10 protein-coding genes are annotated in these 11408 nt (G+C 60.8%); 6 read left to right on the top strand and 4 right to left on the bottom strand.

Annotated features, from left to right (window positions below; all coding sequences use genetic code 11):
- Positions 1-37: 37 nt before the first annotated feature.
- Positions 38-640 carry a glycine zipper domain-containing protein gene (locus IGW03_RS10890; protein WP_194722571.1) on the bottom strand — a complete coding sequence of 201 codons (603 nt, stop codon included), beginning with the start codon at positions 638-640 and terminating at the stop codon, positions 38-40.
- A 274-nt stretch (positions 641-914) separates the two neighbouring features.
- On the opposite strand from IGW03_RS10890, the gene IGW03_RS37975 reads away from it, so the two are divergent.
- Both IGW03_RS37975 and IGW03_RS10900 read left to right on the top strand, forming a co-directional pair.
- Complete coding sequence (locus IGW03_RS37975; RefSeq protein WP_228535317.1) at positions 915-1589, top strand: YsnF/AvaK domain-containing protein; 675 nt, start codon at positions 915-917, stop codon at positions 1587-1589.
- A gap of 114 nt (positions 1590-1703) precedes the next feature.
- Positions 1704-3056, top strand: coding sequence for a YsnF/AvaK domain-containing protein (locus tag IGW03_RS10900; protein ID WP_228535319.1), 1353 nt, complete (start codon positions 1704-1706; stop codon positions 3054-3056).
- 434 nt (positions 3057-3490) lie between these two features.
- Here the strand turns inward: IGW03_RS10900 and IGW03_RS10905 are convergent, their stop codons facing one another.
- Positions 3491-3961 carry an SRPBCC family protein gene (locus IGW03_RS10905; RefSeq protein ID WP_194722572.1) on the bottom strand — a complete coding sequence of 157 codons (471 nt, stop codon included), beginning with the start codon at positions 3959-3961 and terminating at the stop codon, positions 3491-3493.
- A 92-nt stretch (positions 3962-4053) separates the two neighbouring features.
- Complete coding sequence (locus IGW03_RS10910) at positions 4054-5265, bottom strand: EAL domain-containing response regulator (RefSeq protein ID WP_194722573.1); 1212 nt, start codon at positions 5263-5265, stop codon at positions 4054-4056.
- Between the two features lie 209 nt (positions 5266-5474).
- Between IGW03_RS10910 and IGW03_RS10915 the strand changes: the two genes are divergently transcribed.
- The gene (locus tag IGW03_RS10915; RefSeq protein ID WP_194722574.1) at positions 5475-5930 is read left to right on the top strand and encodes a DnaJ domain-containing protein; all 456 of its coding nucleotides are present in this window, start codon (positions 5475-5477) and stop codon (positions 5928-5930) included.
- 95 nt (positions 5931-6025) lie between these two features.
- On the top strand, positions 6026-6922 hold the full coding sequence (locus tag IGW03_RS10920) for an amidohydrolase family protein (RefSeq protein WP_194722575.1): 897 nt from the start codon (positions 6026-6028) through the stop codon (positions 6920-6922).
- A 3-nt stretch (positions 6923-6925) separates the two neighbouring features.
- Here the strand turns inward: IGW03_RS10920 and IGW03_RS10925 are convergent, their stop codons facing one another.
- Positions 6926-8383: a hypothetical protein gene (locus IGW03_RS10925; protein WP_194722576.1), complete on the bottom strand. Its 1458-nt coding sequence runs from the start codon at positions 8381-8383 to the stop codon at positions 6926-6928.
- A 212-nt stretch (positions 8384-8595) separates the two neighbouring features.
- Here IGW03_RS10925 and IGW03_RS10930 point away from each other — a divergent pair, with 212 nt between their 5' ends.
- Together IGW03_RS10930 and IGW03_RS10935 are read left to right on the top strand one after the other, a co-directional pair.
- Entirely contained in the window at positions 8596-10653 is a 2058-nt protein-coding gene (locus IGW03_RS10930) for a UvrD-helicase domain-containing protein (RefSeq protein WP_194722577.1), read from the top strand.
- A 349-nt stretch (positions 10654-11002) separates the two neighbouring features.
- On the top strand, positions 11003-11408 hold a 406-nt coding region (locus IGW03_RS10935), incomplete at its 3' end, for a porin (protein WP_194722578.1).

Here is an 11408-nt window from a genome sequence, read left to right on the forward strand (position 1 = left end):
TATCTCGGCCAACCGTCCGTCTTGACATTGCTCTGTATCAGGCGCGCTGGTTGGGGCCGCTGGGGCGGGACTGTTCCGGCGCATAGTCGACCAGCTGCGGCAGCGATACCGGGTCGAAATCGATCCAGTCGCCGTTCTCGATGGTGCCGTGCGCCTGTTCGATATCCATCGCGCCGAGCGAGCGCAGCACGTTGACCGCGCGATCGTGGTATTCGTCATCCTGCGGCACGGCCACCGCGACCATCATGCCCGACTGGCGCACCGGTACCGGGTTCGGAGCCGGGCTGCCTTCCTCGTGCATTTCATTCTGGTCCTTCATCGACGACATGCTGCCCATCAGGCCGCCGATATGGGCGCCTACCAGGCTGCCGGTCACTGCACCGATGGGTCCCAGCACCGGCGTGGCGGCCGCACCGACCACGGCGCCCGCGGCTGCGCCGGCGGCAACGCCCTTGCCGGACTCCTTGGCGCCGGGCGACATGTTTTCATCGCCGCCGATCGGATAGGCGCCATGCTGGCCGGCAGGATTGCAAAAGAAATAGCAGAGATGCTCGCGGTCGAATCCTGCACGCAACAATTCCTCCACTGCGTAAGTGGCCTCCGACTGCTCCTGAAATCGGCCTGCAATAATAGTCGTCATGGCTGGCTCCTTGGTTGGTTTTCATGAATATGAGTAAGAGAGCAAGCCGGAGTAATAGTTTCGGCAATACCTTTTCCGGCAAGATGCAAGAGCGGCGCTGTAAATTTTGCCGCGTGCTTGGTAAAAATCGCGTATCGCGCAGCATTTGGCGTCCAAATTTACCGCATCTCTTCACGCGTGCAGCAGTGCAAATCAGCACCTTGTTCCATGCCCGAGGTCCGGCCCGCTCCTTGCATTCACGCTCTTTTCCCGACTGAGAATGGATGACACTCACATGGCACACTTTCCGGACAATGCCGGCGCGCCTGCCTCAAGCAGGCAGCTGGCGAATGCGCGGGTCGTTGACCTCAACGGCACGCCGGCAGCCATTACTTCCCTGCAGCAGGACGGCGACGACATGCAGGCCTGGATCAGGCTGGCGGACGGCATGCAGGTACTGGTGCCGGTCAGCCTGCTCGCCGTGCAGCCCGACGGCAGCTACCGCCTGCCTTTCCAGTTCCGTTCCGCGCCGGCCGAAGCCGGCGGTGCGGTTTCTTCCGATCAGGTCCAGCCTCAGGGCACGCAGATGCGCTTTCCGGTAATGGAAGAGGAACTGCAGGTCGACAAGCGGCTTGTCGATACCGGCCGCGGCGTGCGCCTTCACAAGACCGTTTCCGAGCACACCGAACGCATCGAGCAGCGACTGATGCACGACGAGCTCGTGGTCGAGCATGTGCCGCTGGGCCGCGTGGTCAGCGGCGAGGCGCCGCAGACCCGGTATGAAGGCAATACGCTGGTGGTGCCCGTGCTCGAGGAAGTGCTGGTCGTGCAGAAGCAGCTGGTGCTCAAGGAAGAGGTACGCATTACCCGGCAGCAGCGGCCCATCGATGCCTCGCAGGAAGTCAGCCTGCGCACCGAGCAGGTCCGCGTCGAGCGCTTTGATGAGGGCACGTCCGCCCGTCCGCATTGAATGCATTGAATACGAGGTTCAAGGCGGCAGGCACGGCTTATGCCTGTTTTGTCCACTCAAGTCGAGCTTCCCGGAGCAGTTGCCGGGCAATCCTGTTTATTGGAGAGACTGATCATGGAAAATACCGTAGTAGGCGTGTATGACAGTTATACCCAGGCGCAGAATGCAATGAATGAATTGCTTTCCGCCGGCTTTTCCCGTTCGGACGTGCAGCTCAGCCCGGATGCCGACGGCATGACGGCCAGCGATGATGCAGGATCGTCGGGCGGCGGCTCTTCGATCGGCGATTTCTTCCGTTCCCTGTTCGGCATGGACGAGCATCACGACCATCGCGACATGTACTCCGAAGCCGTGCGCCGCGGCAGCTGCGTGCTCAGCGTCAATGCCGCAAGCGACGAACAGCGCGACCGCGCCACCGACATCATGAACCGCTATGACCCGGTGGACATCGACGAGCGTTCCTCGCACTGGAAGAGCCAGGGCTGGAGCCGTTACGACGAAAGCGCACCGATGTACACCGACAGCGAGATCGAAAAGGACCGCGCGATGTATGGCCAGTCGCGCGCACCGTCGATCGGCGACGCCATGAGCGACATGAGCGCTTCGGATTCTGTATCGACTTCCCGCACTGACTGGAGCGCCGATTCCACGCCGGCCGCCGCAACCGGCATGACCGGCATGAGGGATACGGACGACTCCACGATGCATCGCCACAGCAGCATGAGCGACAGCAGCATGGATGACCGTACCCTGGGCGACCGCACCCTGCGCGGCAGCGAGACCGACACCACCCGCATTCCGGTGGTCGAGGAAGAGCTGCACGTCGGCAAGCGCGAAGTGCAGCGCGGCGGCGTGCGCGTCTACCAGCGCGTGCGCGAAACGCCGGTCAATGAATCGGTGCAGCTGCGCGAAGAGCATGTCAAGGTGGAACGCCATCCGGTCGACCAGCCGGCCACCGCCGCCGATATCGATGCCATCAAGGAAGGCGCCGTTGAGCTGCGCGAGACCGCCGAGGAAGCCGTGGTATCGAAGACCGCTCGCGTGGTCGAGGAAGTCGTGGTGGGCAAGGAAGCCACCGAGCGCACCGAGCACATCAACGACACCGTGCGCCGCACCGATGTTGAAGTGGAGCAGCTTGGCACGCATGCGGGCGCTCGCGACACAACGATGAGCGGCACGATGTCCGATTACCGCGACACCGGCATGACCGCCGACGATTCCGACTACCGCACCCACTGGCAGACCGCCTACGGCCAGTCCGGCAGCCGTTATGAAGACTACGATGCCGCCTATCGCTATGGATCGACCATGGCCGGCACCGAACGCTTCAGGAACTATCGCTGGGAAGACGCCGAACCCGGCATGCGCAGGGAATGGGAAACCAATCATCCCGAAAGCGCATGGGACAAGGTGAAGGATGCGGTGCGCTACGGCGCCGAGCGCGTATCCGGCCGCGAACGGCACTGATGCCTGAGCTGCCGCGGTGCTGTTTGATCCGCGGCGGCCTTGGGTGAAATATGAAGTCCGGCGGTGCCGGCTGCATGTGTCCGAAGCTCCTGCTTCGGTTTGATACGGTTTTAGTTCTTTATGTAAGCAAGTTTGCAAAAATGTTTTGATAGGACCGCAGCATCTGTATTTCACTCCCTCTCCCGCAGGCGGGAGAGGGTTGGGGTGAGGGGGATTGTGGCGAAGAGCGGTCTTGACAGTCCCCCTCATCTCGGCCCTCGATCGGCGCCCCATGCTCCGGCTGTGCAAACCCATGGTTTGCAAAACCCTGCCTACGCCCGGCCTGCGGGAGAAGGGTGAAAGACAGGCGCGTTAAATAAGCTTTGCTTCCCTGCTTAGTTTTTTGACCAAATCCATCCCCTTCCAAGAGGAGATGGATTTTTTCATGGCAAGCCTTAACCCAGCTCGCCTTTCTCCGCCATTTCGCGGATGGTGCGGATGGTGTCGATGTCCGACTCGGTATAGGCCGACTTGCGGAAATCGTTGTACATGGCTTCCGCATTGTCCTGCGCCTCGCTGGCGCCGTCGTCGTATTCGAAGCGGACGAAAAAGATGTTCGGCTCGGGCTCCTCGATCGTCATCTTCAGTGTCGATTCCGGAATCTCGTTCTGCGCCGGCACGTGGTACACCACCTGTTCCTGCGGCAGGAAAGTCACGCGGTCATGCACGACCAGCGTGCCGTAATGCAGCTCGCGCGAGAGCGACAGCGGCGATTTTTCAAGGATGGTGCACTTGTCCAGATAAGGCACGAAGGACTTCGGCATTTCCGCCCGCATCACCAGTCCGCGCCAGAGTTGCTCGCGCGACAGGGTGTCGATCAGGGGATTGAGCGGATCGTTGATTTCGATGAGATGGGAAAATTTCATGGTGTACGGCAGCCCGGGACAATCGCCCAGTGTAATGCATGTGCTGCCTCCTTACCGTCTTTGCGCTTCGAAGGCGCTCCTGCCGCGCAGGTTCAGAAAAACTGCGACCACTCCTCGATCCAGCCCGGCACCGCATCGCGCTCCATGGGCTTGGCAATGTAGTAACCCTGCGCATAGGTGCAGCCCAGATCGCGCAGCAGATCCCAGTCTTCCCGGGTTTCCACGCCGACCGCCACCGAATTGCGGCGCAGCTTGCGCGCCAGACCCAGGCAGGAGCTGAGCGCGATATGCATCTGCCCGTTCTTCGATGCGCCGGCGACGAAGGAGCGGTCGATCTTGAGATCGAGAAAGGGGATGCGCAGCAATTGCTGCAGGTTCGAATGCGCGGTGCCGTAGTCGTCGATCGACAGGCCGAAGCCCTTCATGCGCAGGCGGGCAATGTTTTCCAGGCAGATCGGTACATCTGTCATCGCCATCAGTTCGGTGATCTCGAAGGTGATGTATTGCGCTTCGATGCCGTGCTGCCCGATATGCTGGAGGATCTTTTCGGCCAGGCCGGGTTCGGCCAGCGAGGTCACCGACAGATTGATCGACACGCCCAGCATCAGGCCGGCGTCGTGCCAGCTGCGGCAGGCCGCCACCGAACGCTCGATCACCAGCCAGGTCAGCGACTCCATGTGGCCGCTCGCCTCCAGCGTCGGAATGAAGGCCGGCGGCGTCAGCAAGCCGTACTGGGGATGACGCCAGCGCACGAAAGCTTCGACCGCCTTGACCTTGCCGCTGGCCAGCTCCACCTTGGGCTGGAAGAACGGCTCGAACTCGCCGGCCGCCACGCCGCGCTGGATTTCCGCCAGCGTGAACGTGGGCAGGGTGCTGCGCTCCTTGCCCTTGGGCGGGCGCGGGCGGTACTGGTCGATCAGCTGCTGCAGCACTTCCGGCGTGGCCGGTTTTTCAAAGGTGCCGAGCAGATGCACGCCGTAGGCCTTGGACATGGTTTCCACCGAAAACAGCAGCGCCGATCCCAGCGCGCTGGTGAGGACGACGGCGGTGCGGTGTTCAAGATTGGCCAGGTGCCGGACCAGTTCGATGCCGTCCATTTCCGGCATGTTCAGGTCGATGAAGCTGATGTCGACCGGCTCGTCCGAGCGCAGCATGTCGAGCGCAACCCGCCCGTTTTCGGCTTCGGCCACATGGCAGGCGCCCAGCTTGGTCAGCATCACCTTGAGCCAGTGGCGCTGGAAATTGTCGTCTTCCGCGATCAGGAAGCGCAGGTCGGCGATGGAGACGGGACGTTCAGAGTTCATGGCATGCGATCCGGCGAGGGTGAAGCGGAATCATTGCAGAAGAGAAATTATGCCGCAGCTTGCTGCGCTACGGCGAAGTTTTGGTGGCAACTACACGGCAAAATTTCATTGCTTCGGATATTGCATGCGCGAACGTCCCATAAATGCGGGATTGTTGGCGCCGAACCCTTTCGCTATAACGTCAGGCATTGTCGGAAATGCACTTTCTCATGAAAACACTGTATGACTTGCTGGACGTGCGCCGCCAGGCCAGCCATATCGAAATCGAACTCGGCTATCGCCGCCATCTCAACCGCCACCTGATCGGCCTCGGCAGGCGGCCGCTGAGCAAGCGGGCACAGCAGAAGCTGCAGACCATACGCCACGCCTATCTGGTGCTGTCTTCGCCCGGCCGGCGCCAGGCATACGATCTCGACCTGATGCAGCGCGAGCAGCGCCGCAACCGCATGCTCGACATCGGAGGCGCCATCCTCGCCGTGTCGTCGCTGGTGATCGGCATGGGCCTGATCGTCGCCAGCCCCTACTTTCCGGACTGGCCTGACTTCGCCGAAGACTTTTCCCGGCAATTCAGGTACGTCGTCGGTGCGGAAAAGGCCGCCGACTCCGCGTCCAGTACTGCTTCCGCTTCCGTCCTCAAGAAGCCGGTGCTCGCCGCCGCCAGATAGGCCGCACACTGCGCTTTGACCGTGCTTTGGCCGCAGTGCGGCGTGCGCCGGCGGCAACGATGCGTCACAATGAGCGCACTTTCAAGGAGCCTGCCATGCGCGCACCCGCCGTTGCCCCGATCGACTCCCGCCCCCGCATCATGACTGCAATGCCGCGCGGCTCCATCCGCCGGTTCGGCCGCATCGCCTCGGCGCTGTGCCTTGTCTGGATGAGCGCCGCGGCGCAGGCCGAAGAGCGCCTGCCGCTCTTCGATGCGCACATGCACTACAACGTGGAGGCGCGTTCCCTGCTGTCGCCGAAACAGGTGGTCGACCTGTGGCGCAAGACAGGCATACGCGGCGTGCTCGCCACCAGCCGGCCGAACGACGGCACGCTCGACCTGATGGCGCTGAAGGCACCGGACATCCAGATCGTTCCCTTCCTGCGCCCCTACCGGGTGCAGCCCGACCGCCATGACTGGTTCAGCAGCACGGGTGTCGCCGAGTACGTGGAAAAGGAACTGCAGCGCGGCATCTACCGCGGCATCGGCGAATTCCACATCTTCGGCAAGGACGCCGATGCGCCCTACATGGCCAGGATCGCGCGTCTGGCGAAGGAGCGCGGCCTGTGGCTGCATGCGCATTCCGACGAGGACGCGGTCGAACGCATCCTGCGCCATGCGCCCGGCGTCAAGCTGATCTGGGCGCATACCGGCATGAGCACGCCGCTCGACAAGGTCGAACAGATGTTCGAGCAGTATCCGAACATCGTCGGCGAACTGTCCTACCGCGGCGACCTCGAACAGGACGGCACGCTCAATCCGCGCTGGAAGCAGCTGCTGATGAAATACCCGAACCGCTTCGTGGTCGGCACCGATACCTGGATCACGCCGCGCTGGGGCGAGGTGGAGAACCTGGCTGCGTTCTACCGGCGCATGCTGGGCGCCTTGCCGCGCGACGTGGCGGAGCGGATCGCCTATCGCAACGGCATGGAGATATTCGGGCTGCAGTAAACGCTAGGACGATGCCGGCTGAGAGGCTTTGGCGTACAAGGCTTCGAAGTGAATACCCTGCTGCCAGATCACGACCTTGTCTCCATCGTCTGGTATCCGCTCTGGAGGCGTCGTAATAACAGGTTGTCCCAATTCATTGGCCTGGACTTCGATCAACGCCATATTGGTGCCATATTCCGTATTGATCCAATTGATGATCCGGGATGCGGTGACATCATCTGAATACAGCATGCCCGACGGAATATTCAAAGCTTCCCTAATTACCTCCGCCGCTACGGAGAATAGAGGTTCAAACTCTTCTCCATATTCGCCGGTGGCATGCTGCAGTAAGGATATGAGCAGGCAATTAAGGCCAGTACCCCTATTGGTTGCCACAACAATGTCATGTTGCTCAAGCCATGTCCTGAAACGTGCGTTTCCTTGCCTCATATCCGACACTGCCTGACGATTGGCTTCGTCCGCGCGACGGAACTGCTCGTCTGTGGATCGATCTGCGGGGGCAAGGTTGGAAGGCACTTGAGTTGAGGGCTTGTGTCGCGGTACTTCGTTTGCAAGCAGTTTGGACAAGTTCGAGAATTTAAGCTCATGAATCTTGTTCAGGTTGGTTACCAACCTCATCGCTGATCCTGCTGCTTTTTTGGCTTGTCTTCGTAGTCGGCTGTTCTGACCAGAATCTGCAGTTGCAGTTGCAGCCTCAGCTAAAGCATCAACCGGTACGGGTGTTGATTCGACTAGCACCGGCGATGGCGTAGTCACACGTACCGCAGTTTGGTCAGCCACGAAATTTTGCGCATTCGCAGTGCTTATTATCTGGAAGGCTAAATTCGTGGCCTCGAAGTTAAGGCGGCGAACGGGTGGGACTGCAAGAGCAGTGGACGCTAGAGAAACGAGTGGACGAGAGGTGGAAAGCGCGTTGACAGAATCCGGCTTATTAATTTCATTGGCCACTCTATGCATCAATGTACGGAATGCTTGATTTTCGAATGTCGTATAGGAATTTTTCTTCAACAGTGGCGCATAGAGCTTTAAGAAGTTTCTATTAACTGCCTCCTTCTGCCGAGTGTTTGATTGATCATCTGAATAAACAGCGAGAACTTTTTCAATATCGCTTTTCAGGTCCTCGCCAATGGCTTCCAATATGTTATTTTTTCTTAATACGCTTATGAATACGGCAGAGGTCGATCGGAAGTTCACATCCAATGGTTGACTAAGTTCCCATTTGCCCAATTGTCGGGGACCACGCAAATCGAACTTCGGTGCGTCTTTGCCTTTAGATATAGTGAGCCCGCTAATCCATTTTGGACGAGACATGCTGCGCCTGCCAGCGAGGTTCGCTGCAGGGGGCATTTGCTCCGGCGTCAGATTGGACACGGTCGGCGGTCCAGTATCTGCGGCGGCATTGGCATTGTAGGTACGCGGTGCACTGCCCCATGACCGAATATTTAGATTCAGAAAATTCATAACTGGATTTCCACCATAACAAAAGAATGAAGACGATTGATATGCAAATACCAAGACTTGGCATTTCAATAAAAGACATCCTCTGTGGCATGAAAATGCGCAAAGTTCCATGAGCATCGAATTTGCCCATCTGTTCGTCGCAATGCCGCAACGCTCCGCGGAGATTCAGCCTGCACTGCTACAATGACCCGCTTTGGTTTCCGGTCTTGCGCATGTCACATCCTTCCTCCCCCGGTATGCATGGAATGAATCCGCCGCAGCGCGAAGCGGTGAAATACATGGACGGTCCCTGCCTGGTGCTGGCCGGCGCCGGTTCCGGCAAGACCCGCGTGATCACGCAGAAGATCGCGCACCTGATCGAGGATTGCGGCTACGAGGCGCGCAACATCGCCGCCGTCACCTTCACCAACAAGGCGGCGCTGGAAATGCAGGAGCGCATCGCCAAGCTGCTCAAGCAGCCGAAGGAAGCCAAGCAGCTCACCGTCTGTACCTTCCATTCGCTCGGCGTGCAGATCCTGCGGCGCGAAGCCAAGGAACTGGGCCTGAAGGACCGCTTCTCCATCATGGACAGCGACGACTGCTTCTCGCTGGTGCAGGATCTCGCGATCACCACCGACAAGCAGGTGGTGCGCCGCATCCAGAACATGATGTCGCTGTGGAAGAACGGCCTGGTCGATCCTGAAGCCGCGCTGCGCCAGGCCACCACCGAGGATGAAGACCAGGCTGCGCGCGTCTACCGCAATTACGTCGCCACGCTGTCTTCCTACCAGGCGGTGGATTTCGACGACCTGATCCGCCTGCCGGTCGAACTGTTCCGCAACAACGAAGCGGTGCGCGACCGCTGGCAGCGCAAGCTGCGCTACCTTCTGGTCGACGAATACCAGGACACCAACACCTGCCAGTACGAACTGGTCAAGCTGCTGGTCACCGGCATCGGCAAGAAGCCGATGTTCACCGCTGTCGGCGACGACGATCAGGCGATCTATGCCTGGCGCGGCGCGACGATCGAGAACCTCAAGCAGCTGCAGGTCGATTTCCCGGACCTGAAGGTCATCAAGCTCGAGCAGAACTACCGTTCCAGCACCCGCATCCTGCAGGCGGCCAACGCCGTCATCTCCAACAATCCCAAGCTGTTCGAAAAGCAGCTGTGGTCCGAGCATGGCCTGGGCGACCCGGTCAAGGTGCTGGCGATGCAGGACGACGAGCAGGAAGCCGAACAGGTGGCGATCATGATCTCGGCGCACAAGTTCGAGCGGCGCGCGAAGTTCTCCGACTATGCGATTCTCTACCGCGGCAACCACCAGGCGCGCGTGATCGAGCAGTCGCTGCGCAAGGAACGCATTCCCTACACCATCTCCGGCGGCCAGAGCTTCTTCGACCGCGCCGAGATCAAGGACATCGTCAGCTACCTGCGCCTGGTCGCCAACGGCGACGACGATCCCGCCTTCATCCGCGCCGTCACCACGCCCAAGCGCGGCGTCGGCCAGTCGACGCTTGAGGCGCTCGGCGCCTTCGCCGGGCAATGGCAGTGCTCGCTGTTCGAGGCGGTGTTCAAGGGCGGCATCGAATCCAAGCTCGCCGACCGACAGCTGCATCCGCTGCGCGAGTTCTGCAACTTCATCAACGGCCTCGAGGCGCGTGCCTCCAAGCGCGGCGAGAACGCGGCCGAGCTGCTCGACGAGATGATGAAGGAGATCAATTACGAAGCCTATCTCTACGATACCTTCGACGACCGCCAGGCGCAGTCGAAGTGGCAGAACGTGCTCGACTTCACCACCTGGCTCAAGGAGAAGGGCACCGGCGGGCGCGACGGCACCGATGAGGAAAAGAGCCTGCTCGAACTGACGCAGATGGTCGCGCTGATGACCATGCTCGAAGGCCGCGACGAAGAGCCCGATGCGGTGCGCATGTCGACGCTGCATGCGTCGAAGGGACTGGAGTTTCCGCATGTGTTCCTGGTCGGCGTGGAGGAGGGCATCCTGCCGCACAAGGGCGACCCGGATGCGCCGGCCGAGCTGCTCGCGGCGCGTATCGAGGAAGAGCGGCGCCTGATGTACGTGGGCATCACGCGCGCCCAGCGCAGCCTGCACATCACCTGGTGCAAGCGGCGCAAGCGCGCACGGGAGAGCATCAACTGCGACGTCTCGCGCTTCATCAAGGAAATGAAGCTCGACGAAGGCGATGCCGTGCCCAAGGAAGAAGAAAAGCTGTCGCCGCAGGACAGGCTGGCCAACCTCAAGGCCTTGCTGAATCGTCCCAAGGCGGCATGAGCCGCGCCCGCCGCACTCGCCGCTCCCAACCGTCCCGCATGCCGGGATGTCATCACCCGGTCATCTGAGGCCGGCAGAATCCCGGCTGGTTGCTTCTCGCCTCCATCGCGTGCACTGAAGATCGAAGCATCGATCGCGGAATGCATGTCGATATGCCTGCGCGGCGCATTTGCTTATGACGACAAATACGTAGAGCGCTTGCGCCGGCCGATGCTACAGTGCCGCAAAAAATGACGGCCGCCTTGCCTCCCGGGCCCAAACAGGAAAGGTACGCAAGGCACGCAAGCCACGTTCAGGCATGCGGAGGAGGCGCGCAGCCCAGTCAACACATCAATCAGGGAAATCAAGAATGAAAAAATCGCTCATCGCACTGGCGGTACTCGGCACGGTTGCCGGCGCCTCCTTCGCACAGACCAACGTCACCGTCTACGGCGTCGCCGACGCCGGCCTCGCCCGCATCGACAACGGCCGCGTCAACACCACCGCCCTGCAGAGCGGCCAGCAGTCCGGCAGCCGCATCGGCTTCCGCGGGACCGAAGACCTCGGCGGCGGCCTCTCCGCCATCTTCACCCTGGAAAACGGCTTCAACATCGATGACGGCACCCTCGGCCAGGGCGGCCGCCTGTTCGGCCGCCAGGCCTTCGTCGGCCTGCAGGGCGGCTTCGGCGCCGTCAAGCTCGGCCGCCAGTACAACCCCATCCGCACCGCCGTCGAAAACATCGACCCGTTCGGCCTGGGCCTGGCCGGCAATGCCG

The sequence above is a fragment of the Noviherbaspirillum malthae genome, from assembly GCF_015352985.1.
Taxonomy (GTDB): Bacteria; Pseudomonadota; Gammaproteobacteria; order Burkholderiales; family Burkholderiaceae_D; genus Noviherbaspirillum; species Noviherbaspirillum malthae.

What these genes read in the sequence shown, in the direction of transcription:
- IGW03_RS10900 (WP_228535319.1), top strand. Translation starts at nt 1,704, where the DNA reads ATGGAAAATACCGTAGTAGGCGTGTATGACAGTTATACCCAGGCGCAG.
- IGW03_RS10930 (WP_194722577.1), top strand. Translation starts at nt 8,596, where the DNA reads ATGTCACATCCTTCCTCCCCCGGTATGCATGGAATGAATCCGCCGCAG.
- IGW03_RS10905 (WP_194722572.1), bottom strand. Translation starts at nt 3,961, where the DNA reads ATGAAATTTTCCCATCTCATCGAAATCAACGATCCGCTCAATCCCCTG.
- IGW03_RS10925 (WP_194722576.1), bottom strand. Translation starts at nt 8,383, where the DNA reads ATGAATTTTCTGAATCTAAATATTCGGTCATGGGGCAGTGCACCGCGT.
- IGW03_RS10890 (WP_194722571.1), bottom strand. Translation starts at nt 640, where the DNA reads ATGACGACTATTATTGCAGGCCGATTTCAGGAGCAGTCGGAGGCCACT.
- IGW03_RS10910 (WP_194722573.1), bottom strand. Translation starts at nt 5,265, where the DNA reads ATGAACTCTGAACGTCCCGTCTCCATCGCCGACCTGCGCTTCCTGATC.
- IGW03_RS37975 (WP_228535317.1), top strand. Translation starts at nt 915, where the DNA reads ATGGCACACTTTCCGGACAATGCCGGCGCGCCTGCCTCAAGCAGGCAG.
- IGW03_RS10920 (WP_194722575.1), top strand. Translation starts at nt 6,026, where the DNA reads ATGCGCGCACCCGCCGTTGCCCCGATCGACTCCCGCCCCCGCATCATG.
- IGW03_RS10915 (WP_194722574.1), top strand. Translation starts at nt 5,475, where the DNA reads ATGAAAACACTGTATGACTTGCTGGACGTGCGCCGCCAGGCCAGCCAT.